The sequence below is a fragment of the Streptomyces sp. NBC_00448 genome (assembly GCF_036014115.1).
Lineage (GTDB): Bacteria > Actinomycetota > Actinomycetes > Streptomycetales > Streptomycetaceae > Actinacidiphila.
In genome coordinates this window covers 3,053,439-3,077,236 of the sequence record NZ_CP107913.1, presented here as the reverse complement: position 1 = coordinate 3,077,236, position 23,798 = coordinate 3,053,439, and the positions used below count along the sequence as shown (strand labels likewise).

Below are 23,798 nucleotides of genomic sequence, written 5' to 3'. Positions count from 1 at the left end.
CGCCTGGCTCCACGCGGTCACGGGTGATCGTCCGTCCAACCGGGCGGACATGATGGGGCGTCAGGCGTAGAGTGCCTGATATGGAAGCCGAAGGGGGAATCGGCGGCCGGAGCTCCTGGGCGGCGCCGTCGTGGGCGGTACGTATCCGGCGGGGCGATGGGACGATCGCGGGGGCCGGAGTGCTGGTCGACCCGGAATGGGTACTGACGCACGCGGGGGCGGTCGCCGAAGGAGAGCGCGTCACCGCCGAGTTGGTCGGTGCCGGCGGGGTCTCGCTGTACGCGGTCGCGGACCAGGTGTGCGCGGCCGAGGCGGGCGGGGTGGCGCTGCTGCGGCTGGACGGGTCCGGGCCGGCGGGCGCGGCCGGTTCACTGCGCCGGCTGTCCGTGCCGCACCGCAGGGTGCGGATGTACGGCTTCCCGGCCGCCGACGGCACCGGGCGGTGGATGGCCGCGGCCACGGAAGCCGTGGCGAGCGGCACCGACGGGCGGGTCCGGCTGGCGCCGGCCGGTCCGGGCGCCGCGGGCTTCGGCGGCGCCGGGGTCACCGACGCCGCCACCGGCGACATCGTCGGCGTGGCGCTGCCCGGAAACGTGAACGGCGACCGCGCGGGCCCGTATCTGAGCCCGGCCGAGACCGTCGTACGCCACCTGCCGCGCGCCCGCGGCTGGACCCGCGGCTGGGCCGCCGTCGACGAGCGGCTGGACGTGCCCGGCCGCGAACGGGGCATGTTCGACCCGCACTTCGCGCAGCGGCTGGCGGAGTGGTTCCACGGCGACCGCCCGAGGTCCGTGCCGCGCCCGCCGGGTGCGCCGGGTGCACCGGGCGCGCCGGGCGCGCCGGTCCGGCCCGGTCCGGCCCGCACCCGACGGCGTACCGGCGACGGCAGCCAGGTCAAGATCAGCCAGGTCCGCGCCGACCACCGGGTGCGGGTGACCACCCTCTGCCGTGCACTGCGGCTCGCCGACCGCGAACTGCCCGGCCCGGCCGCCGGCGACGCGGACACCGACCCGCCGCCCGGTGGCCTCGACCTGGCGCTCAGCGCGTCCGACCGCAGCACCCTGTGGATCGCCGAGCGGGTCGCCGACCGGCTCGGCGTGCTCCCGGAGGGCCGGGAGGACATCGACGGTACGGGCCTCGACGCGGCCGTCCGGCGCATCCTCGCCGCCTCGGCCACCCTCACCCTCGTCCTGGTCGGGGTCGACGAGGCGGCCGACCCCGACGGGCTGCTCGACCTGCTCGCCCGGCTGCGCGTGCACGGCGACCGCATGCTGCTGGTCTTCCGTCGCGACGGGGCCCATGTCGCCCGCGCGGAGAGCCAGTTGGTGATCGAGCCGAGCCAGCAGCGGCAGGCGCGGCTGGTGGGGATGCTGACCGAGATCACCGGCCCGCTCGCCGACGCGCTGCACGAGCGGATGGCCGAGGTGCGCGCCGACTGCGACCGGGCGCTGGACGCGCTGGTCAAGGCGCACGCGGTACGGACCACCATGGCGGGCACGGTCGGCGTGGCGGCCGGACGCGGCGGGCACCCGGACCTCGCCCGGTTCGAGCGGGTGGCGGTCCGGGCCGAGCGGCGCATCAGGGAGGCCGTCGAGCGCCTCGACCCGCTGATCGAGCGCCGCGCGGAGCTGATCGGACGCCTCGACTCGTACCAGGTGCTCCACCAACAGGCTTTGGACAGCGAGGACTTGGCCGCGGAGGACCGTTACCAGGCCGCGTACGAACTGCTGCACGCCCGGCCCTGCGACCTGGCCGCCGCGGAGGTCGCGATGCGCGAGTACGCCGGCTTCATCGAGCGATGGAACAGCAGGCATCCGCAGCGGCGGGGGCCGTCGGGCCCGGGGACGGACGGGCAGCCGGGGAGCGGGGACGGTGCGGGGCAGGGGGCGGAGGCGCACCCTGGTACGTCGCCGAACCGCCGTGCGGAGCCGAACCACGAGGTGGAGCCGAACCACGCTGCCCGGCCGAGCCAGGATGCCGGACCCGGCCGCGAGGCCGCGCCGCATCACGGTGCCGGGCCCAACCACGGTGCCGGGCCGTACCGCGCCCCCGGACCCCGCCACGCTTCCGAACTCGGCCAAGTCCCTTTACGTGAACCGGATCAGGAGGGAGGCGAGCCCCGACCGTGACCGACCCGCCCGTGCGCTGCCCGCGCCCCGGATGCGACGGCACCCTCAGGTCCACCGGCTTCTGCGACACCTGCTCCCGGATGCCGCCCGCGGCGGGCCCTCGCGGCGTCACCTCCGTATCCCCACCGAGGACCGCGCCCGCGTCCGCCCCCACGCCGTCGCCCGCACCCGCGCCCCCGTCCCCGCCGACGCCCTCTTCCGCGGCCACACCCGCCCGTACCGGAGCCGAAGCCGGTCCCGGAGCGGACCGGCCCCGCACGCCCGGGCCCCGTGCCGGCGCGGACAGCTCGGCGGACTTACCCGACGGCGAGTCCGGCCGTACCGACAGCCGCCGCGAGCGCGCCCGCCGGCAGCGCGCCACGCGCCGCACCGCCGACCGCGACCGCCAGGGTGACCGTGACCGCCAGGGAGAGCGCGGCCGTTCCGCCGAGGACGCCGCGTCCCGGCCCGGCCTCGCACCGGCCCCCGCCGTCCCCAACTTCGACACCCTGGACAGCGACGGCCTCGTCCCGCTCCCCGACATCCCCGCGCCGCCGCTCGCCAGCATCGCCCGCGCCCCCAGCCCGCCGCCCGTCGGCGGCCGGCCCTGCGGCATCCCGGAGTGCCCCGGCACCATCGGGCTGTCGTACGACGGCGGGCCGCCACCCGACCACGGCTACTGCCCCGAGTGCGGCACGCCGTACTCCTTCCGCCCGCAACTGCGCGTCGGCGACGAGATCGGCGAGGCGAGCCGGCAGACGTACCGCGTGCTCGGCTATCTCTCGCCGGGCGGCACGAGCTGGGTGTACCTCGCCGAGGACACCGAGCTGAAGGACCTGCGGGTGGTGCTCAAGGCCCAGATCAACAACAGCGACGCGATCGCCCGCCTGCGCGCGGTCGAGGAGATGCGCTCGCTCGCCTCGCTGCACCACCGGGACGTGGTCGGCGTCATCTCCTCGCGCAAGCACCTCGCGCCGGGCGAGGAGGAGCCCACCGACTACATCGTGATGGAGTACGTCGCCGGGCGCCCGCTGAACCTGCTGCTCAGGTCGAACCCGGACGAGCTGGAGGAGCTGTTCGGCGAGCCGTTCGCCCTCGACCACGTGGTGACGTACGGCTGCAAGATCCTCGGCGCCCTGGAGTACCTGCACGACCAGGGGCTGCTCTACTGCGACATGAAGCCCGCGAACGTCATCCACTACGGCCGGCAGATCAAGTTGATCGACCTGGGTGCGGTGCGCCGCAAGGACGACCGCGCCACCCGGCTGTCGTACACCCGCAACTACGCCCCGCCGTCACGGGAGTTGAGTCAGCGCGGGTTCCATGTCGACAGCGACCTGTTCACGGTCGGCCGCACCCTGAACGAGCTGTACGACAAGGCGGTGCCGGCCGCCGGGCTCGCCGAGCGCTCCTTCGACCGGCTGATCGCCCGCGCCACGCACGACGACCCGGCCGCCCGCTTCACCTCGGCGGCGCAGATGTCCCGGCAGTTGTGGGAGGTGCTGCGGGAGCACCGCGCGCTGAGCCGGCACGAGCGGCACCCCGAGCGCTCCACCCGGTTCGAGCCGACCGCGGTGCTCTTCGGCGCGGTGCTCGGTGAGGCGCCGGGCACCGGCTACTGGACGGGGCGGGGCGGGCGGACCGAGCGGGGCGGGCGGGCCGGGCAGGCCGTCGGGGCCGCACCGGAGCTGGAGTTCGGCGCGCCCGGCCCGAAGGAGGTGGCCCGCGCGCTGCCGGTGCCGATCCCCGACCCGGACGACGGCGCCGTGGTCTTCCTCGGCCGGCTGGGCGCGGCGGTGCCCGAGCGCGTCGCGGAGCGGGTGCTGCACGATCCGCCGCTGCGTACGGTCGAGGTCGCGCTGTGGCTGTGCCGCGGCTACCTGTGGCGCGGCGGCGAGGAGGCGGCCGGCCAGGCCGCGGCGTGGCTGGCCGAGGCGGAGCGGCTGATGGGCCCGGACGCCGCGTCCTACGACTGGCGGCTCGCCTGGCACCGCGGCCTGCGCGACCTGATGAACGACCAGGTGCGCACGGCGCAGGGCTACTTCGAGGCCGTCTACGACATCGTGCCCGGCGAGTGGGCGCCCAAGCTCGCGCTCGGCTACTGCGCCGAGCGCCTGCGCGACCCCGAGCAGGACGTCAGCCGCTACTACGAGGCGGTCTGGGAACGCGACCGCACCCAGGGCAGCGCCGCGTTCGGCCTGGCCCGCGGCCACCTGCGCGCCGGGCACCGTACGGCGGCGGTCCGGGTGCTGGGCGAAGTCCCCTCCACCTCACGGCATTACGACACCGCGCGGATCGCGATGATCCGGGTGCTCACCGGGCGGCTGCCGGGCGCCGACCCCACCGCGGCCGACCTGCGCGACGCCGCCGACCGGATCGCCGAACAGCCCTCCGGCGCGGCCAAGAAGCGGCTGGTCGCGGAGGTGCGGGAGCAGGAGTACGCGCGACGGCTGGCGGCCGCGACGTCGCCGGGCGGGCCCGAGGAGGCGGCGTACAGCCGTGGCATCGGGTCCGGCAGCCAACCCGCCCAGGCAGGAGGCGCGTTGACGCGGCTGCGCGACCGGCTGGCCCGCCTGCCGGTGCTCGGCACCCACCGGCCGCCGACCGGTCCCGACGGCGCCTGGCTCGACCGGCCGTTCCCCGCGCTGCCACCCGGCGAGCTCTTCGAGGGCGCGGCCGACGGACGCCGGCTGGGCACGCTGCTGCACGAGTCGCTGCACGACCTGGCGGACCAGGGGCACGACGCGGCCGAGCGCGGCGAGCTTCTCGACCGGGCCTACGCGGTCCGTCCGGAGAGCAGGTTCTGACGGCACCCGCGGCGGACCCGTGCCGACCACGGGCCCTCCGACCGACCTACCCAGCTACCGAGCGACCGACCTTCCGAGCGACCGACGTACCGAGGCGACCGACCGAGCGAGCGGTGAGGAGCAGCAGGCAGCAGTGGATACTCACGGGAGCACGAGCGGGGACGCGGGCGCGTACGGTGACGGGCCCGGCTCCGGGCCACCGGTCCCGCCCAACGGGCCTGGCGCAGAAGCGGGTTCGTGCCCGCCGCCGGACCAGGGCCAGCGCCAGGACCAGGACCAGCACCAGGACCAGGGCGCCGGGCACCGCCAGGACACGGCCGGCCCGGCCGTCGGGCTCGCGATCAGCCAGCGCATGTACCTCCCGGCCGGAGCCGGCGCGCAGGACCTGCACGCCATCCTGACCGTGCACGTCGACGGCATCGACGAGGCCGCGGCCGCGGACGCCGCCGCCGACGGGCCGCCGCTCGCCGAAGTCCTCGTCGTGGACTGCTCGGTCTCGATGAACGTGCCGGAGAAGAAGATCCACGCGGCCCGGCAGGCCGCCGTCACCGCGCTGAAGGCGCTGCCGGACGGCACCCCGTTCGCGATCGTCAAGGGCACCCACCACGCGGTGACCGTCTACCCGCCCTCCGGCCCGATGCGCCCGGCCTCCGCGGTCACCCGGGCCGAAGCGGCGCTCGCGGTGTACGCCATGCAGGCCGGCGGCGGCACCTGCGTGGGCAACTGGCTTGACCTCGCGGGCACGTTGCTCGCCGAGCAGTCCGCGCCGATCCCGCACGTGCTGATGCTCACCGACGGCCGGAACGAGCACGACGACCGCAACCCGCTCGCCGCCGTGCTCGACACCTGGCAGGGCCGCTTCCTGTGCGACGCCTGGGGCATCGGGAAGGACTGGGACGCCCAGGTGCTGGTGGACGTCACCACCCGGCTGCACGGCAGCGCGGACGCGGTGCACGACGAGTCCGAACTACCCTCCGCCTACGCGGCGTTGGTCGAGAGGCTGCTGGCCAAGCCGCTGCCGGAGCTGGAGATCCGGGTGACGCCCTCACCCGGCAGCCGGCTGCGCTACCTGCGCCAGATGTTCCCCAACGAGCTGATCCTGCCGCAGACGGCGACCGAGACCGCGACCGGTGCCGCGGTCGCCTTCACCACCCGCGCCTGGGGCAACGAGGTGCGCAGGTACCAGCTGTGCCTGACGGTCGATCCGGAGGGGCGGGAGCTGGACGAGGACCTTCAGGCGGCGGTCGTGGAGGTGGTGGCGCCCGGCAGCCGGTTCCGGCCGGCGGGCGGACACCCGCCAGGGCCGGCCGAGTTGCGGCTGCCACCGGCCCAGCCGTGCCGGGTGCGGTGGACCGACGACCCGGTGCCGGCGCTGACCGGCAACGAGGAGGACGAGCACTTCGAGAAGCACCGGCGGCTGGGCGACACCGCCGGGCGGGCCGCCGAGGCGTTCCGCGTCGGGCAGCGCGACGACGCGGTCCGGCTGCTCGGGATCGCGGTCGTGCTCGCCCACGAGCTGAACGCGCATCGCCAACTGGCCGAACTCCAGCGGATCGTGGAGATCCGCGACCCGGCCAACGGGTACGTGGTGCTGCGCGAGGGCGTGACCCGGGACGCGTTCGAGCACCTGATCACCGCGAGCACCCACACCACGCACGGCCCCACCTCCGACGGCCTGCCCGCCGGGGACCTCCAGGTGCGGCCCGTGGCCGGGCTGGTCGGCTGCCCGAAGTGCCGGGCCCCGATCCCGTCGAACGCCAAGTTCTGCCCGCACTGCCGGCACCACCTCACGCCGGGGGTCGAGGCGCCATGAGCACCACCTCGCGCGAACTGTGGCACCGGCTCTGCCTGTTGACGGCCCTGATCACGGTCACCACGCTGGCCCTGCTCGGCTCCTACGCCGGGGTGCACAGCGACGCGGTGCCGCTGGCGTCGTCCACCGCGTCCGGCGTGCTCGACGTGGACACCGCGAAGGACGCGCTGCTCCAGGCCAGGACCGACGCGGAACAGGACGCGGCCTCCGACGCGGCCGGCACCAGCAGCTTCTCCACCCAGGTCGCGGTCGCCAACCAGATCCTCACCTCGGCCGCCGCCGAGGACGTCACCGGGCCGAGCGGCCGGCTGACCCTCAAGACGGTCACCGGCCTGATCTCGGCGTACTCGTACTGGATCGGGCTCGCCGGACAGGTCCCGAGGGACTCGCCGCTGCACGACGGCTACATGCACGACGCGGCCGACGTGCTGGGCGCGCCCGGTGACGCGGTGACCGGTTCGTCGCTGATGAGCCGACTCAACGCGCTCCAGCAGGCGCAACTGGCGGTGGCGCGCCGGCAGGCGTCGTTCGGGTGGCCGCTGGTGCTGGGCTGGTGCCTGTCGGCGGTGCTGGTCGTCGCGCTGACCGCCGCGCTGGTGGAGGCACACCGCTTCCACCGGGGCCGGTTCCGGCGCCGCTGGAACCGCCAACTCGTCGCGGCCGGCGGCCTGCTGGTGTGCGGTGCGGTGGTCCTCGCGGCCTTCACCTGGCAGACCCACACCGGCCTGTTCCATGCCCGCAGGCTGCTGGAGCGGCCGCACGCGGGCGGGCAGATCAGCACCGCCGGGGCGGAAGTCGCCCGGCGGATGGCGGACACCGGCTTCCGCGCCGCGGCGGCCGGCTGGATAGTGGCCGGGGGAGTGGCACTGATGGTTCTGGTCGTGTGGGCACTGGTGCCGCGGATCAACGAGTACCGCGTCAAGGCGTCCCGATGAGGCGGCCGGACGTACGGGGATACGGCGTCATCGGCCTGTGCCTCGTGGTGGTCGCCGTGGTGGGTGTCGTGGTGGTGCGGGCGGTCGGCGGGAACGGCTCGGTGACGCTGCTGGCGAACTGGAGCGGGGGCGACGAGACGCTCTTCCGGCAGCAGGTGATCCAGCCGTTCGAAGCCGAGGAGCACATCCACGTGCTCTACCAGGGCAGTTCGGCCGAGAGCCAGGTGCTCGACGCCGACGCCGAGGCCGGCGCGCCGCCCGACATCGCGGTGCTGCCCGGCCCCGGCGAACTCGCCGACTACGCGTCCAAGGGCCAACTCGCCCCGCTGGACGGCCTGATCGACGGCAAGGACTTCAACGCGCCCTGGGCGCGCAAGGTCGACGGCCCTCGTGGCGAGGGCGCGCACTACTACTGGCTGCCGATCAAGACCGACCTGAAGAGCGCGGTGTGGTACCCGAAGGGCATGACGGCCGGACAGCGCACCGCGGCCGCGGCCGCCCCCGGCTCCTGGTGCCTGGGCATGGTCTCCGGCGCCACCTCCGGCTGGCCCGCCACCGACTGGATCGAGGACATCCTGCTCCAGCAGGCCGGTCCCGCCGTCTACCAGCAGTGGGCCGGCGGGCGCCTGCGGTGGACGGACGCACGCGTCGCACGGGCCTGGCGGACCTGGGGCGACATGGTCGGCGCCGGCCAGGCCGCGTACGTCCGGCCCGCGGTGACGCGCGCCTACGACGTGGTGTCCCGCACCGCGGCCGGCGGGGGCGCCGCGTGCACCCTGGAGCACCAGTCGTCGTTCATACGAGCCGACGCCGGCTGGGCGAACGGCGCGGACCCCAAGCGCTCCGACGCGGACTTCGTGCACTCCGCGGACCTCATCCCCGGGGCGGACAGCGCCCAGGACGCCTGGGAGGTCTCCGGCGACCTCGCCGCGATGCTGCACGACACCCCGCAGGCAAGGAAGTTGATCAGCTACCTGGCGCGGCCCGAGGTCCAGCAGAAGTGGAGCCTGTCGCAGTCCGCGTTCTCCGCCGACCGCGCGGTGCGGACCTCCGCCTACGGCGCCGACCCGGTCAGCCTCGCCGCGGCCAGGACCCTCGACTCGCCCGGCACCGTACGCTGCTACGACGCCTCCGACGCGATGCCCGCGGTGATGCGGGACGCCTTCGAACTCGCCGCGCTGCGCTACCTGGCCGAACCCACTTCGCTGGAGCACCAGTTGACGATCCTGGATGGGGTGCGGAAACGGCGGACCATGGTCTGGCTGCCGAAGGTCTGCGGCGGCGGCACCGGTTGACGCCTCGCCGCCTCAACGCCTCCTACGCCTCGACGCCTGGAACACGCTCCCCGCGCGGACCGGGTGCGGGCCGGGACAGCGGGGGCGTTCAGGTGCCGGGCCGCCGCGCGCCGAGGGACGACAGCAACTGGAGCTTGTCGTACGACTCGGAGCCCGGCGTGGCCGTGTACACCAGCAGCCGCTGCGACTGGTCCTCGTCGAGCAGGTTCTGGCAGTGCAGTTCGAGCAGGCCCACGTCCGGGTGGAGCATGCGCTTGATCTCGACCCTGCGCAGCCCCACCTCGTGGTCGCCCCAGATCCCGGCGAACTCCTCGCTCGACGCCAGCAGCGCGTCCACGAGTTCGCCGGCCGGCGAGTCCGGGCCGAGCGCGGTGTACCCCTCGCGCAGCCCGGCGGTGAAGAAGCGGCTGTGCTGCGGGTGGTCCGGCTCGGGGTAGGTCAGCCGGGCCACCGGGTCGGTGAACCAGCGGTAGACCATGAAGCGGTCCAGGCCGGAGTACCCGGTCTGGTCGCCGACCAGCGCCATCGACGGCTGCGTCTGGAGCAGCGTCTCCCCGAGCACCGACATCACCTGCGCCGGGGTGTCGGCCAGCCGGTCCACGATCCGCATCATGCCCGGGCTGACGTGGTCCGCGCGCAGGCTGCGGCGCGGGGTGCCGTGGCCGGCCATCCGGAAGAGGTGGTCGCGCTCGTCCAGCGACAGGTGCAGGCCGCGGGCGATCGCGGCGAGCATCTGCTCGGACGGCTGCGGGCCGCGGGCCTGCTCGATCCGGCCGTAGTAGTCCGCGGACATCCCGCACAGCGCCGCGACCTCCTCGCGCCGCAGCCCCCTGGTCCTGCGCCGCTGCCCGCGCGGCAGCCCCACGTCCTCGGGTTGCAGCGCCTCCCGCCGGGTGCGCAGGAAGTCCGCCAGTTGTTCTCGGTCCATGATCCCAGTCTCCCTCGCCTGCCCGGCCGCCGTTCCCCGCCCGGCCGCCGCTCCCGGCCGGCACGGTCCTCCGCTAGAGCAGGGTGCCGCCGGACGCCTCGACGCGCTGGCCGTTGATCCAGCCCGTGTGCTCCGACAGCAGCGACGCGACCACGCCGCCGATGTCGTCGGGCTCGCCGACCCGGCCGAGGGCGGTCTCCGCGCCGAGCTGCGTGCGCACCTGCGCGTTGTCCCGCAGGTAGCCGCCGCCGAAGTCGGTGGCGATGGGCCCGGGGGCCACGGTGTTCGCGGTGATGCCGCGCTCGCCCAGCTCCAGCGCCAGGTAGCGGGTGAAGACCTCCACCGCGCCCTTCATCGTGGCATACGCCGACATGCCCGGGCGGCTGAAGCGGGTCAGCCCGGAGGAGGTGTTGATGATCCGGCCGCCGTCGGCGATCAGCGGCGCGAGCGCCTGGGTGAGGAAGTACACGCCGCGCACGTGTACCGCGAACAGCGCGTCGAAGTCCTCGACGGTGGCCTGCGCGAAGGGCGCGGCGGCGGACTGCCCGGCGTTGTTGACGAGGTAGTCGAAGTCCTCGCGCCGCCACCCCTCCTTCAGCGTCCGCCGCACCTCCGCCACGAAACCGGGGAAGTCCTCCAGCCGGCCGGTGTCCAGCGGCAGGGCGTGCGCGGTGCGGCCGAGCGCGGTGATCTCGTCGACGACGGCCTGCGCCTCGTCGGCGTGCGAGCGGTAGGTGATGATCGAGTCGACGCCTTCCGCGGCGAGCCGCAGCGCGGTGCTGCGGCCCAGCCCGCGGTTGGCGCCGGTGATCAGGGCGACGCGGTCGCGGGTCTCGGTCTGCTGGGTCATGGCGGGCTGCTCCTTGCGGGTGGGGCGGCGGCCGTACCGTCCGTACGGCCTGCGATCTCCGCCTTCGGTCTCCAGCCTGCGCGCGTCCGCGCACCGGATGAAGGCCCGGCTCAACCAGGGACCCGCGATCCCTGGCTACGGCCCGCCCACCCCGCCGGAGTCCCGCCCACCCGATGTCCGGCCCGGCGCACCCGCGTCCGCTACGTCAGCGGCCCGGTGACCGGCAGGACCACCTCGCACGGCACCGGCCGCGGGTGCGCCGGGTCGAGCGCGTTGAGCACGTCGGTCAGCGCGATCGGGTCGTACGCGATCTCCAGGTGATCGCTGGCGTCCAGCCCGCACTGGTCCTGCACGGTGATGTTCGTGACGTTGGGCGCGGCGGGCAGCAGCGCGTTGGTGTACGGCGTGACCACCTCGTCACCGGTGGTGGTGATCACGGTGTACGTCACGCCGGGCACGGTCTCGCCGCCGCTGTTGAGCGAGGTGAGGAAGTCCGAGCCGACCTCCTGCTCGACGCAGGCCGCGCAGGCCGGGCCGACCACGAACTGGTTGGCCGGCTCCAGCAGGCCGAGCTGGCGGCCGAACTCGGTGAGGCCGTCCAGGGTGGTGCCGTTGTTGCTGGGGGACAGCGCGATCAGCTTGTCGGTCTTGGCGGCGCCGCCCAGGTTCTTCAGGTAGTAGCGCGGCATCATGCCGCCCTGGGAGTGCCCGACCAGATCGACTTTGGCCGCGCCTGTCGCCGCCAGCACCTGGTCGACGAACGCGGAGAGCTGCGCCGCGCCGTCCTCGGCCGGACCGGTGCCCTGGATCGCGGCGGACGCCGAGGAGCCGCCGTAGTCGAAGGCGAAGACGCAGTAGCCGTTGTTCGCCAGCAGCGGCGCGGCGCCGCCCCAGTTGTCGTTCATGTTCTCGAGGGTGCCGTGCACCAGCACCACGGGGTACGGGTGCGCGGCGCTCGGCGTGCACGACCAGTTGTTCGCGCCGGCCGGGGCCTTCGTCGGGCTGAAGAACCCGCCGACGAAGCCGGTGCTGAAGTGGTAGTTCACCGGGAGCCGGCCCGACGCGGCCGGTGCGGCGGCGTCCGTGCCGGCGGAAGGGGAAGCGGAGGAGGCGGCGGCAGAGGAGGCGGAGGTGGTGGAGGCGGCGGCGAAGGTGCCCTGGGTGCCGGCCAGGGTCAGGCCGAGCGCGGCGGCGGCCGTCGCGCAGCCGCGCAGAAGGGTGCGTTTCATGTGGCGTTACCGTCCCTTGTTCGGGAATGCGAATTCCGGCAGTGCGGCGATCGGTGATGCTAGGAAGCGCCGTCGGGCCGGTCAACGGCCTCGGCCGGACGCCCGGAAAAGCGCGTGCGGAGATGCCAGGAAACCGTGCGCCCGCAATGCGGAACTGTCATCGGCGGCAGAAGAACAGCCGCCCCTGCCCCACCTGTTGACTCGCCGGTAACATCGCCGCATAATCCCCTGTGGGCCACCAGCACCGGCCGGACCGGCCGTGTCGGGCCGGGACGCACCGCATCGCAGCCCGGCCCGACGGAGGTCACCGGTGGACGGACCGTGGACGCGCTTTCCGCCGCGATTCGCCGGGGAGGTGCGAAAGGAGCGTTCCTCGCTCGCCGCCGAGATCATCAGCGAGATACGGCGCCAGGTGCCCGAATTCGCCCGGCCGCTCGCCGGGAATTTCGGTGCCGGAATCCAGCAGGGCGTGGAGAGCGCCCTCGCGGAATTCGCCGACCTGCTGGCCGCCGGCCGGGCCGAGGGTGCTTTCAGCGAGGACCGGCTGCGGGTGCACCGCGCCCTGGGCCGGGGCGAGTTGGCCGAGGGCCGCAGCCTCGACGCGCTCCAGGCCGCCTACCGGCTCGGCGGCCGGGTCGCCTGGCGCCGCTACGCCCGGGTGGCCCGCCGCTCCGGGCTCGGCGCGGACCTGATGGTCGTCCTCGCCGAGGCGATCTTCGCCTGCCTCGACGAACTCGCCTCCGCCGCCGTGCGCGGCTACACCGAGGCGAAGGCCGACGAGGCGGGCACCCTCGTCCGGCGCCGCCACCGGCTGCTGGACCTGCTGGTCGGCCCCGCGGCGCCCGACGCCGTACGGGAGGCGGCCGGCACCGCGGACTGGCCGCTCCCGGCCGCGGTGGCCTGCGTGGCGCTCGGGCCGCCGCCCGCGCCCGGCCCACCCGCCGCCCGTGCCCGGCTGCCCGACCTGGTGCTCGCCGACACCGACGGCGCGCAGCCGTTCCTCCTGGTGCCCGAGCCCGCGCTCTACCTGCGCGACGGGCAGGTCCAGCGGGTGCTGCACGAACGGACCGCGGTGATCGGGCCGACCGTGCCGGTCGCGCTGGCCGCGGACTCGCTGCGCTGGGCCCGGGCGATCCTGGCGTGCCTGCCCGAAGGGCAGCGCGGCGGGCTGGTCGACTGCGACCGCTGCCTGCCCGAGTTGATGCTGCTGGGCGACCCGGCGCTGGTCCAACTGATCGCCGAACGGCGGCTGCGCCCGCTGGCGGCGCTCACTCCCAAACGCGGCGAACGGCTCGCCGAGACGCTGCTCGCCTGGCTCCAGACCAACCGCGGCAGCGCGCCCGACGTCGCCGCGCGGCTGGGCATCCACCCGCAGACCGCCCGCCGCCGGCTGCACCAGGTCCAGCACCTCTTCGGCCCCGCGCTCGCCGACGCCGACGCCCGCTTCGAACTCGAAGTCGCCCTGCGCGGCCGGGTGCTGGCCCACCGCCCGCTGCCCAGCCGCTGATCAGCCGTCGGCGGCACGGCGGTTGGCCAACGGGCCACCCCTGGAGGGCCGTTGGCCGCATTCGACCGGCGTCGGGCCGGCCGGCCCGGCGGTCAGCCGAACAGCTGGGTGGACCAGTCCTGGCCGGCCGCGAGGCCGGGCGGGGTGACGAAGACGCCGCTGCCGATGTGCTGGATGTACTCGTTGAGCGCGTCGTGCTGGCCGAGAATGCGCTGGAGGGTGCTGAACTGGTCCGGGCTCTTCATGAACGCCACGAAGAACAGCCCGCCCAGCAGGTCGCCCGTCTCCGGGTCGATCCCGTCGGTGTACGAGTAGCCGCGCCGCAGGATGCGCAGCCCGTTGTTGTTCTCGTGGGCCGCCAGCCGGATGTGCGCGTCGGCCGGGATGACGTACTGCCCGCCGGACTTGGCGTGGAAGTCGGGGGTGTCGTACTCGGCCTTCCCGGTCAGCGGCGCCCCGCTGGACTTGAACCGCCCGAACACGTCCTGCTGGTCGCCGAGCCGGTCCCGGTCCCACTGCTCCATCCGCATCTGGATCTTCCGGCTGACCAGGTACGACCCGCCGCGGGCCCAGCGCTGCGGCTCCTCGTCGCCGATCCACACGTGCTGACCCATCAGCGCCGCGTCGGTCGCGTCGATGTTGCGGGTGCCGTCCTTGAAGCCCAGCAGGTTGCGCGGGGTGGCCTGCTGCGGCGTGGTGGAGGAGGTGCGGCCGAAGCCGAGTTCCATCCAGCGCGGCGCCAGCGTGCCGAAGGCCAGCCGGCGCAGGTTGCGTATCGCGTGGAAGGCCACCTGCGGGTCGTCCGCGCACGCCTGCACGCACAGGTCGCCGCCGGAGTTCTCCGGGTCGAGGTTGTCCTTCGGCAGGTGCGGCAGCGTCTTGAGCGCGGAGGGGCGGCGCGCGGCCAGCCCGAAGCGGCCGTCGAAGAGCGAGGGGCCGTACCCGATGGTGATGGTGAGGTTGCCGGGCGCGAGGCCGACCGCCTCGCCGGTGTCGTCCGGCGGGGCGTTGAGGTCGCCGACGTCGCCGGGCACCGGCTTGCCGAGCGTCATGGCCTCCGCGGCGGCCGTCCACGTCTTCAGCAACTCCGCCAGGTCGGCGCGGGTCACGCCCGGCGTCACGTCGAACGTGGCGAAGCACAGCCGGTCCTGCGACGGGGTGGCGATCCCCGCCTGGTGGCCGGCCCGGAAGGCGACGATCTGGCTCTTGGCCGCGCCGCCGGAGCCGTTGCCGCCCGAGCCGGACGAGCCGCCCCGGGCCAGCACGGTGCCGCCCACGCCGACGGCGGCCCCGGCCACCGCCGCCCCGGCGCCGACCGCGCCCAGCAGCCGGCGCCTGCTCACGGCGGCCGCCGCCTCGGGCCGCCGCTCTTCGGGTTCGGGAGTGATGTCCGGGGTGCTGTCGGTCACTGGTCAGGCAATCTTTCCGGCGATCTTGGAGACGGACTCCGCGTAGGCGTCCACGGTCTGGGACAGGGTACGCCGCTGGGCGGCGGTGACCTTCCGGTAGTCCACGTAGCCGCTGTCCTCGTAGCCGGGCGTGGCGGCGTACTTCTTCAGGGCGGCCGCGGTGGCCTGGTAGCGCTGGGTGACCTCGGCGGCCAGCGCCGGGTCCTTCCTCTTCAGCGTCGGCATCAGCACGTCGACCGCCTCGTTGGCGCCGGCCAGGTTGCCGTCGAAGTCGAGCAGGTCGATGTGCGAGTACCGCTCCTCCTCACCGGTGATCTTCGAGGACTGGATCTCGTTGACCAGGTCGGTGGCGCCGTTGGCGATCACCGCGGGCTGGTACTCGACCGTCGGCACCTGGTCGTTGAGGCTCTTGACGTCGGCGTTGAGCTGGTCGGCGAGCTTGCCCATGCCGGCCAGCGACTTCTGCTGCCAGATCGCCTGCTCGATGCGGTGGAAGCCGGTGAAGTCCGCCGGGGTGGCGGCGTCGTCGGCGCGGCCGTCGATCCGGCCGTCCAGGTCGCCCCAGATCTCCGCGGTGGGCTCGATCCGCTCGTAGTGCACGCGGGCCTTGCCGTAGAGGGTCTTCGCCTCGTCGAGCTTGCCGGCCTTGACCGCGGCGGTGAACGCGGCGGTGGTGGTGACGAGCTGCTTGACCTCGCCGTCGATCCAGGTGCCGTACTGCTGGGTGGCGGCGACCAGTTGCGGGTCGTCCTTCCAGGTCTTCTTGACGGCGCCGGTGACGGTGAACGCGGAGCGGTTGGTGCTCGCGCCGGGGCAGTAGACGGAGTACGTGCCCTTGTCGAGGTTGAGGGTGAAGTCGCCGGACAGGCCCGGGGTCAGGTTCTCCTTCTCCCCGAGCATCTTGCCGTGGTCCTGCAGCTCCGCCTCGGTGACCTTCGCCGAGTTCTTGTTGGCGACGGTGAACTTCACGGTGCCGGCCGGCGCCTTGGCGGGGCTGGGCGCGCAGCCCTTGTCGGTGATGGTGATGGTGACCTTGGAGGTCTTCGCGCCGGCCGCTTTCGCGTCCGTGCCGGAGGAGCCCTTGTCTCCCTTGTCGCCGCCGCAGGCGGTGAGCAGCATGCCCGCGGCTATCACGGTCGCGGCGCAGGCCAGGACTCGGCGGTGGGTGGCAGCGGGGTTCACGAGGGCTCCTTGGTGAGGCCGCGCGGGGCACGGCGGAAGACGGTGGTGGTGCGGTGTGCACGGGGCGGCGCGAGGTACGCCGGTTCCGGGGGCGGCCGGCACGCGGGGGAGGGGCGGCCGGCCGGTACGAACCGGCCGGCGCGCGCGGGTTCAGCCGGCTTGCACGGGCTCGGCCGAGGGCTGCTTGGCGGCGGCCTTCTTGCGGCGGGCCGGCCACAGCACGACCGCGAGCATCGGGACCGTGTAGACCAGCCAGCCGATCACCATGGCCCAGCTCGGGAACGGCTGGATGCCGAGGACGCCGGTGACCACGGAGGAGGTCGGGGTGCCCGGGCGGACCAGCCAGGACAGGTCGAACGCCTGGTTGTTCCGGTCGATCCAACCGCCTTCGTACGCGGTCATGATCGCGGTGGAGACCAGGCCGGCGGCGACCAGGATCAGCACGATGCCGGTGATCCGGAAGAAGCGGGAGAGGTTGATCCGCACCCCGCCGCGGTAGATGCCGTAGCCGACCACCACGGCGACCAGGATGCCGAGCGTGGCGCCGGCGCCGCCGTACCAGGGGTTGTTGCTCTCGTTGAAGGTCGCGAGCAGGAACACCGACGTCTCGAACCCCTCGCGCAGCACCGCGAGGAAGGCCATCATCACCAGCGCCGACGCCGAACCCTCGGACAGCGCGCGGCCGGCCGCGCCCTCCAGGTCCTTGCGCAGGTCGCGGGAGTGGCGGCGCATCCACAGCACCATGTAGCTGACCATGACGACGGCGATCGCGCCGACCACCGTCTCCAACCGCTCCTGCTGGCGGGTCGGCAGGTCGCTGGAGAAGATCTGGAGCGCCACGGCGACCGCCACGCAGATCGCCACCGCGATGCCGACGCCGATCCACACCTTCTTCAGCGCGTCGCGCCTGCCCTGCTGGCCGAGGAAGGAGGCGATGATGCCCACGATGAGGGCCGCTTCGAGACCTTCGCGGAGTCCGATCACGAACGTGGGGAGCATAGGGGTCCTTGTCGGTGCCGGCGCGGGGCGGCCGGAGCTTGGCGGTAAGGGAGCTAAGGGGAGGCTGCCCTAGCTTAGGTCACCCTTATTAGTACGGACCCCGCCCGGTACGCGTCAAGCCCGCGGGTGCACGCAATCCGCGGCAAACCGGACCCGATGTGGGGCGGCTCACCCGACCTTGGCCACCTCTTTACGGTCGGCCGACCCGGCCCCGGCGAAGGTGCCCATCGCCGCCGCGGGGACGTTCCGTTCCTGCCATCGGCGGTCGCCCGCCGCGGAGTTTCCGGGCAAACGCACGGCAAGCGGAAAGCGAGGGTTCCCTCTCGCCACACCCGTCCCCTAGTGTCCCTTCCGCCATGGACTACTGCTACGCGTGCCGACGCCATCTCAACGGCGCCTACTCGTGCCCGGGATGCGGTACCCCTGCCGACCGGCTCGCGCTGCCCGCGGTGGGCGAGACCGCCCAACTCCCGGCGGTCGGCGCGGACGGGGATGGTCCCGCCGACGACGCGGCCCACGGCGGCGGGCGGGCCGCGCGACGGCTCGCGGCCCGCGGGCAGGCGGCCCACCAGGCCAGGCGCGGCCGGCAGCGGGCCACGGTCTACGGGATCGGCGTGATCGCCGCGGTCGGCGCCGCGGCGATGCTCTCGGTGGCGGCGCTGTCCGGCGGGTCCAGTGGCGACGGGACCCCGCCGGCCCCGCTCGACCACAACCCGCCCGCGCCCACCTCCGGCGACACCTCGCCGGACGGGTCCGGCGCCGGCCCCGACCACGCCGCGCCGAGCGGCGGCCCGCAGACCTCCTCGTCCGGGACCCCCACCACCTCGCCCACCGCGTCCGGTTCCGCGTCGCCCACCGCCACTCCCGGCGGCGGCACCCCGAGCACCCCGGCGTCCCCGGTGACCGGCTCGATCAGCCCCAAGCCGCCGTCCCGGAGCCCGTCCACCGCGCCGACCACCCCGCCGCCGCCGTCGTCCTCCCCTTCCCCGACCCAGACCCCGTGCAAGCAGGTGCTGTGGTGGTGCGGGTAACGGCCGGGTGAGGAGCGGCCGTTCACCGCACCCGGCCGACCCCGGACCGGAGGTGACGGCCGCCCGGAGCCGGACCGCGGGCTCAGGCGACCAGCGCGGCGGGCGCGGTGTCGACCGAGCGCCGGTCCTCCGGCAGGAACGCGGTGCCGACGACGCCGAGCGCGCACAGCACCCCGCAGCAGACGCAGACCAGCCACGGCCGGCCGTCCCCCGCGGAGGTGAGGGCGGCGGCGACGAAGGGGATCGTGCCGCCGACGACGGCACCGGTGATCTCCCGGCTGAACGTCACCGCGGTGTAGCGGACGCGGACGTCGAAGAGCCCTGAGAGCATGGCCGCCTGGGAGGCGAGCGTCATGTCGCAGCACAGGGTGAAGATCATCACGAGCGCGGCCCAGACCACGACCGGTGTCCCGGTGTCGAGCATCGCGAAGAACGGGTAGAGCAGGATCGCGCCGGCCACCGATCCGATGATCATCACGCGGCGACCGCCGATCCGGTCGGCGAGCCGGCCCGCGGTCGGGATGGTGACGAACTTGATCATGTTGGCGATGATGATCCCGACGAGACCGATCCAGCTGGAGATGCCGACGGTCTTCGACAGGTAGGTCAGGGCGTAGACCGACGGCAGGTAGGTGAGCACGTTGGGCGCGATGCTCATGAGCATCGCGAACGGCACCCGGCGCCCGCTGAGCCGGAGCATCTCCGGGAACCGGCCGCGGACGACGCCCTTCGTCCGCACAGCCGCCGTGAACTCCGGGCTGTCCTCCACCTTGCGCCGGATGATGTAGCCGGCCGCGGCGAGGACCACGCTGAGCAGGAACGGCACGCGCCAGCCCCACGCGAGGAACGCGTGCTCGGAGAGGATCTGCTGGAAGAGGAAGAAGATCCCGGTCGCGATCACCGAACCGAAGGCGTTGCCGACGCTGGGTATCGAGGCGTGGAAGCCGCGGGAGCCCTTCTCGGCGTGCTCCGCCGACAGGAGCATGGCCCCGGCGTACTCCCCGCCCGCGCCGAGTCCCTGGAACACCCGCAGGACGACGAGGAGCGCCGGCGCGGCGACCCCGGCCTGCCCGTAGGACGGCAGGCAGCCGATGAGGACCGAGGACGCCGCCATGAGCAGCAGCGTCACGAACAGCATCTGCCGGCGCCCGAACCGGTCGCCGAGCAGGCCGATCACGATGCCGCCGACCGGTCGGGCGAAGAAGCCCACCGCGAACGTCGCCAGCGACGCCAGGGTCCCGGCCGTCGCACCGTCGCCGGGGAAGAACACCTTGGGCAGCACGAGCGCCGCCGCCGTGCCGTAGAGGGAGAAGTCGTACCACTCAAGGGCGCTGCCGACCGCGGAAGCGAGGGTGGTACGCGTGAGCCGTCGAGTTCGCGCCATTGCTGAACCTTCCGTCAGTGGACATCGGCACCCTAACGACCGCATCCGCCAAGAATCAAGGTTCTTGTATTTTTTTCACGTTACCAATAACGTTAATGACCATGACGACCTCAACGTCCACCCCGGACGGCGACCTCGGGTCCCAGTTGCGTGACGCCCTGCGCAGCACCGACCCGGCGCTGTCCCGGTTCAACCCCCTGCGCCGGATACTCGCCCACGACGACTTCAACTCCGGCCTGCACGGCTGGGTGGAGCTCGGCGGCAACTACAACGGGCGGGGCGACTACGACTCGCTCGACCGCCACTTCCGCGACTTCCGCCCGCCGCAGCTGTCCTCGTGCGACTTCTTCGACGTCGGCACCCACGGCGCGATGTCGGGCACCTACGCGCTCAAGCTCGCCACCCGCCCCCACCCCGGGCACACGGCGACGGCGATCCGCCGGCTGACGATGAGCGGTCGCGGCCTGCTGCAGATCGAGGCGTACCTCGCCTACAAGGCCGAGGCCACCGTCGGGCCCGATGCCGTCGACGGGTTCGGCGACATGGCGTGGGACGGCAACCAGCACCCGTCGGAGGCCCAGTTCGGCGCCTTCACCGTCGCGACGGACCTGTGCGGCGACGGCGGGCTGCGCTACCACACGGTGGCGCGCTACCAGAACGCCGACGCCGAGGGCCGGATGCGGCGGCAGTGGATGTACCCCGTCGTCCCCGAGCCGACCCCGCGGGAGCACTACGAGGGCAAGGTCGACCACCCGTACGCCGCGGACTTCACGGCGCCGAACCCGGAGGACTGGCGAGCCTACGGCGACCCGCAGGAACTGTGCATGAACGAGGTGCCGACCAAGGTCAACTGGCACTACCTGCGCTGGGTGATCGACACGGACGCGCGCCGCAACGTCGAACTCCAGCTCAACGACCGGACCATGGACTGGTCGCACGTCCCCGTCCCGCCCTACGAGGAGCGCTACGGCTCGCTGGAGAACCTGCTCAACTTCTACTTCTCCGTGCGCACGCTCAGCGGGCAGCGCAACTTCCTCTACCTCGACTCCGTCGTGATCTCGGCAGATTGGTGACCACCATGCGTGAATCCCAGACCGCCGTCCTCGAACGCGGCATCCGCGTCGAGGACGAGTTCGCCACCGAGCCGTTCGAAGTCGCGTGGGCGGGCGAGGCCCGCTGGTTCGTGCAGTTCCTCGAACCGGGCGAGGAGGCCACCGTCACCCTCACCCCGCAGGTGTCCGCCGACGGTCTCGCCTGGGTCGACCACGAGGCGCCCGCCGTCAAGGCCGCCGCGAGCGGCGTGATCACCCTCCCGCTGCGCGACTTCGGCCACTGGCTGCGGCTGGTCGTCCAGCGCTCCGGCGGGCGCACCGCTCCGCTGGCGCGGATCTACCTCGCCCTCAAGGAGTGAGCGCTGGCCCGGGGACCCGGCCGAGGGGGCGGCAGGGAGCGGCAGGGAGCGGGACCCGGCCGACGCGGCGGTGGATAGAGTGAGCTGACGACAAGGAGGCGGGGCGAGGACGGTGGCCACCATGCGACGCAGCACCCTGAGCGACCTCGCCGAGAACCTCGGTCTGTCGGTCAACACGGTCTCCCGGGCGCTGAGAGGCAAGGACGGCGTGGGTACCCGCACCCGCGACCTCGTCCTCGAAGAGGCCGTCCGGATCGGGTACATCACGCCGGGCGCGTCCCGTCCCGGCACCGAACCCGCCCCCGCGGCCCGGTCGAGGTCGCGGACCATCGGCCTGACGATCCCGTCCTCGACCCACGTGTTCGCCTCCGAGCTGATCGGGGCGATCGAGGCCGGCGCCCGCGCGGCCGGCTACGCGCTCGACCTCTTCATCACCGAGGAGAGCGCGAGCCAGGAGGCGGGCATCGCCACGCGGATCACCGACGCCGGCCTGGCCGGAGCAGTGGTGATCCCCGTCCAGGGCGAGCGCGACCCGTGGGCCCGGGTCCGCGCCGAGGGCATCCCCGTCGTCGCCGTGTCACGCGAGATCGACCAGCTCAGCTGCGACTTCGTCGGGGTCGACAGCGAGGCCGGGGAGTACGCCGCCGTCCGCCATCTGCTCAGCCAGGGCGCCCGGTCGATCGTCAGCTTCGAGGAGGACCTGGCGATCAGCACCATCGCCAACCGGCAGCGCGGGTTCGCCCGCGCGCTCGCCGAGGTGGCCGGCACGACCTCGCGCACGGTTCCGGTGCCGAGCCGGCGGTTCGAGACCGGCGAGTCCGACTGGCGACCGGAGGAGGCGTATCGCGCCTGCCGCGAGTTCCTCGACACGGACACCGCGTTCGACGCCGTCACCGTCGGGGACGACTACTTCGCCCTCGGGGTCGCCCGGGCGCTGGCGGAGCGGGGCATCCGCGTGCCGGACGACGTGCGCATGGTCGGATACGGAGACCACGCCTACTCCGCGTGGATGCGCCCCTCGCTCTCCTCGGTCCGCCTGCCCACCCGGCTGATCGGCGAACTCGCCGTCTCGCTCGTCCTCCAGCGGGTCGCCGGCGAGACGAGCCCACCGGTGCGGCGCCTCATCAAGCCCGAACTCATCGTGCGCGAGTCGAGCGGGCCCCGCCCGGTCACCGCCGCCTGAATCCTCGGCCGCGTCGGCCCTTGCGCGGCCGGTGCGTGAGAGCATCGGGGCATGACGGAACTCCCCGCGCGGGTCCGCCGGGAGGAGCTGCGGCCCTCCGACCGCGACCGCGAGCAGGTCGCCGAGGCGCTGCGCGAGGCGGCGGCCGAGGGGCGGATCGACTTCGCCGAACTCGACACGCGGGTCAGCGCGGCCTACGGCGCCAAGCGCTACGCCGAGTTGGACGCTCTCACCCGGGACCTGCCCGCGGGCGCGGGTAGGGATACCGGGGCGTCGCCGGCCCGGGCGGGGTGGGGGTCGCGGTGGGCGGTCGCCGTCTTCGGCGGGTTCGCGCGCAAGGGCGCCTGGGCGGTGCCGCGTTCGATGACGGCGCTGTGTGTGTGGGGCGGCGGCGTGATCGACCTCAGCGAGGCGCGGTTCACCGGGGCCGAAACCCGCATCCGCGCGTACGCGTTCTGGGGCGGGATGAAGATCGTGGTCCCGGCGGACGCCGAGGTGTACGTCAACGGGGTGGGTTTCCTGGGGCTGTTCGGGCGCAAGGCGAGCGGGCCCGGGGTGGCGGGGGCGCCGAGGATCAGGGTGCGCGGCCTGGCGATGTGGGGCGGAGTGACGACGAAGCGGGCGGGGTAGCGGCGCCGCACCGGTGCCGATCGCCGTACGGTCTCGCCGAACCGTCCGGGCCTGCCGAGCCGTGCGGCCCTACCGCACCATGCGGGCGAGCAGGTCCCGCAGCACGCCGCGTTCTCCCTCCGACAGCGCCGCCAGCGGTTCGCGGGCGAACTCCAGGGAGTCCCTGAGCTGTTCGGCCGTCGCGCGCCCCCGGTCGGTGGCAGCCGCGAGCTTGACCCGGCGGTCGGCCGGGTTGTTGCGGCGTTCGGCGAGGCCCTGCGCCTCCAGCCGGTCCACGATGCCCGTGACGTTGGACGGCTCGCACTTCAGCCGCTCGGCGATCTTGCGCATCGGCAAGGGGTCGGTGGCCAGCAGCGCCAGGACCCGGGCCTGCGCGCCGGTCAGGTGGTGCACGGCCGCGGCCGCGTCGTACTCCTGGTGGTAGCGCGCCACGACCGTGCCGATGAGGTCGAGCACCTCGGCGGTGAGCGGGTCCATGCGGCGGGTCATGGGGGCGAGGGTACCTGTTTCCTTGACAATCTGAAACATCAAGGACATCGTTCATTAGGCAAGGAAACATTGCAGGCGCGACGCGAGGCCGTTCCTCAGGAGGAACCGTTCATGACCATCCAGTCCGTAGATGTCCTGTACACGGCGGTTGCCACCGCGGAGAACGGCCGGGACGGCCGGGTCGCGAGTGACGACGGCAAGCTCGACGTGGTGGTGAACCCGCCGAAGGAGATGGGCGGGAGCGGGGCGGGGACGAACCCGGAGCAGCTCTTCGCGGCGGGGTACAGCGCGTGCTTCCAGGGGGCGCTGGGCGTGGTGGCGCGCCAGGCGAAGGCCGACATCTCCGGGTCGCGGGTGACCGCGAAGGTGGGGATCGGGAAGGTCGGGAGCGGCGGGTTCGGGCTGACCGTCGAGATCGCGGTGTCGATTCCCGAGGTGGACGAGGCCACGGCGAAGGACCTGGTGGAGAAGGCGCACCAGGTGTGCCCGTACTCCAACGCGACGCGCGGGAACGTGGATGTGCGGCTCAGCGTGATCTGACCCGCCGCGCTCCGTTTCGCCGCCCTTTCGCTTTCCACCGCTCGCCCCCCGGCGCCCTGCCGGGGGGC

20 protein-coding genes are annotated in these 23,798 nt (G+C 73.6%); 12 read left to right on the top strand and 8 right to left on the bottom strand.

All coding sequences use genetic code 11. From position 1 onward, the window contains the following. Positions 1-80 precede the first annotated feature (80 nt). From OG370_RS13000 to OG370_RS12980, 5 genes are all read left to right on the top strand, one after another. A complete protein-coding gene (locus tag OG370_RS13000) occupies positions 81-2,129 on the top strand; it encodes a serine protease (RefSeq protein WP_328463742.1) in 2,049 nt (682 codons plus the stop codon). Then, positions 2,126-4,915, top strand: a complete 2,790-nt coding sequence (locus tag OG370_RS12995) for a serine/threonine-protein kinase (protein ID WP_328463740.1) — start codon at positions 2,126-2,128, stop codon at positions 4,913-4,915. Before OG370_RS13000 ends, OG370_RS12995 begins: the two co-directional genes overlap by 4 nt. A 133-nt stretch (positions 4,916-5,048) precedes the next feature. Then, a complete protein-coding gene (locus tag OG370_RS12990) occupies positions 5,049-6,728 on the top strand; it encodes a VWA domain-containing protein (protein WP_328463738.1) in 1,680 nt (559 codons plus the stop codon). Continuing rightward, entirely contained in the window at positions 6,725-7,663 is a 939-nt protein-coding gene (locus OG370_RS12985) for a hypothetical protein (RefSeq protein WP_328463736.1), read from the top strand. Before OG370_RS12990 ends, OG370_RS12985 begins: the two co-directional genes overlap by 4 nt. Then, complete coding sequence (locus OG370_RS12980) at positions 7,660-8,958, top strand: extracellular solute-binding protein (protein ID WP_328463732.1); 1,299 nt, start codon at positions 7,660-7,662, stop codon at positions 8,956-8,958. The genes OG370_RS12985 and OG370_RS12980 overlap by 4 nt, the downstream gene beginning before the upstream one ends. A gap of 88 nt (positions 8,959-9,046) precedes the next feature. Here OG370_RS12980 and OG370_RS12975 read toward each other — a convergent pair whose 3' ends face one another. The 3 genes from OG370_RS12975 to OG370_RS12965 all read right to left on the bottom strand — a co-directional run bounded on the left by OG370_RS12975 (position 9,047) and on the right by OG370_RS12965 (position 11,965). After that, complete coding sequence (locus OG370_RS12975; protein ID WP_328463730.1) at positions 9,047-9,886, bottom strand: helix-turn-helix transcriptional regulator; 840 nt, start codon at positions 9,884-9,886, stop codon at positions 9,047-9,049. 73 nt (positions 9,887-9,959) lie between these two features. Continuing rightward, positions 9,960-10,736, bottom strand: a complete 777-nt coding sequence (locus OG370_RS12970) for an SDR family NAD(P)-dependent oxidoreductase (RefSeq protein ID WP_328463728.1) — start codon at positions 10,734-10,736, stop codon at positions 9,960-9,962. A gap of 200 nt (positions 10,737-10,936) precedes the next feature. Beyond that, the gene (locus OG370_RS12965; RefSeq protein WP_328463726.1) at positions 10,937-11,965 is read right to left on the bottom strand and encodes an esterase/lipase family protein; all 1,029 of its coding nucleotides are present in this window, start codon (positions 11,963-11,965) and stop codon (positions 10,937-10,939) included. A 355-nt stretch (positions 11,966-12,320) separates the two neighbouring features. Here OG370_RS12965 and OG370_RS12960 point away from each other — a divergent pair, with 355 nt between their 5' ends. Continuing rightward, positions 12,321-13,472, top strand: coding sequence for a helix-turn-helix domain-containing protein (locus OG370_RS12960; RefSeq protein ID WP_328463724.1), 1,152 nt, complete (start codon positions 12,321-12,323; stop codon positions 13,470-13,472). 92 nt (positions 13,473-13,564) lie between these two features. Here OG370_RS12960 and efeB read toward each other — a convergent pair whose 3' ends face one another. From efeB to efeU, 3 genes are all read right to left on the bottom strand, one after another. Then, positions 13,565-14,881, bottom strand: a complete 1,317-nt coding sequence (gene efeB, locus OG370_RS12955) for an iron uptake transporter deferrochelatase/peroxidase subunit (protein ID WP_328463722.1) — start codon at positions 14,879-14,881, stop codon at positions 13,565-13,567. 3 nt (positions 14,882-14,884) lie between these two features. Next, complete coding sequence (gene efeO, locus OG370_RS12950; RefSeq protein WP_328463720.1) at positions 14,885-16,063, bottom strand: iron uptake system protein EfeO; 1,179 nt, start codon at positions 16,061-16,063, stop codon at positions 14,885-14,887. 150 nt (positions 16,064-16,213) lie between these two features. Then, positions 16,214-17,062, bottom strand: coding sequence for an iron uptake transporter permease EfeU (gene efeU / locus OG370_RS12945; protein ID WP_328463717.1), 849 nt, complete (start codon positions 17,060-17,062; stop codon positions 16,214-16,216). Between the two features lie 356 nt (positions 17,063-17,418). On the opposite strand from efeU, the gene OG370_RS12940 reads away from it, so the two are divergent. Then, positions 17,419-18,093: an SCO2400 family protein gene (locus OG370_RS12940; RefSeq protein ID WP_328463715.1), complete on the top strand. Its 675-nt coding sequence runs from the start codon at positions 17,419-17,421 to the stop codon at positions 18,091-18,093. An 82-nt stretch (positions 18,094-18,175) separates the two neighbouring features. Here OG370_RS12940 and OG370_RS12935 read toward each other — a convergent pair whose 3' ends face one another. Next, complete coding sequence (locus OG370_RS12935; RefSeq protein ID WP_328463713.1) at positions 18,176-19,477, bottom strand: MFS transporter; 1,302 nt, start codon at positions 19,475-19,477, stop codon at positions 18,176-18,178. Positions 19,478-19,578: 101 nt separating this feature from the next. Between OG370_RS12935 and OG370_RS12930 the strand changes: the two genes are divergently transcribed. From OG370_RS12930 to OG370_RS12915, 4 genes are all read left to right on the top strand, one after another. Beyond that, on the top strand, positions 19,579-20,550 hold the full coding sequence (locus tag OG370_RS12930; protein WP_328463711.1) for a DUF6772 family protein: 972 nt from the start codon (positions 19,579-19,581) through the stop codon (positions 20,548-20,550). A 5-nt stretch (positions 20,551-20,555) separates the two neighbouring features. Next, positions 20,556-20,888, top strand: coding sequence for a hypothetical protein (locus tag OG370_RS12925; protein WP_328463709.1), 333 nt, complete (start codon positions 20,556-20,558; stop codon positions 20,886-20,888). A 121-nt stretch (positions 20,889-21,009) separates the two neighbouring features. Continuing rightward, the gene (locus tag OG370_RS12920; RefSeq protein ID WP_328463707.1) at positions 21,010-22,071 is read left to right on the top strand and encodes a LacI family DNA-binding transcriptional regulator; all 1,062 of its coding nucleotides are present in this window, start codon (positions 21,010-21,012) and stop codon (positions 22,069-22,071) included. A 51-nt stretch (positions 22,072-22,122) separates the two neighbouring features. Further along, positions 22,123-22,701: a DUF1707 SHOCT-like domain-containing protein gene (locus OG370_RS12915; protein ID WP_328463705.1), complete on the top strand. Its 579-nt coding sequence runs from the start codon at positions 22,123-22,125 to the stop codon at positions 22,699-22,701. Positions 22,702-22,770: 69 nt separating this feature from the next. Here the strand turns inward: OG370_RS12915 and OG370_RS12910 are convergent, their stop codons facing one another. After that, positions 22,771-23,190 (bottom strand): MarR family winged helix-turn-helix transcriptional regulator, encoded by a 420-nt coding sequence (locus OG370_RS12910; RefSeq protein WP_328463703.1) that lies wholly within the window; start codon positions 23,188-23,190, stop codon positions 22,771-22,773. 111 nt (positions 23,191-23,301) lie between these two features. Here OG370_RS12910 and OG370_RS12905 point away from each other — a divergent pair, with 111 nt between their 5' ends. Next, positions 23,302-23,730 carry an organic hydroperoxide resistance protein gene (locus OG370_RS12905; RefSeq protein ID WP_328463701.1) on the top strand — a complete coding sequence of 143 codons (429 nt, stop codon included), beginning with the start codon at positions 23,302-23,304 and terminating at the stop codon, positions 23,728-23,730. The last annotated feature ends 68 nt before the right edge of the window (positions 23,731-23,798 follow it).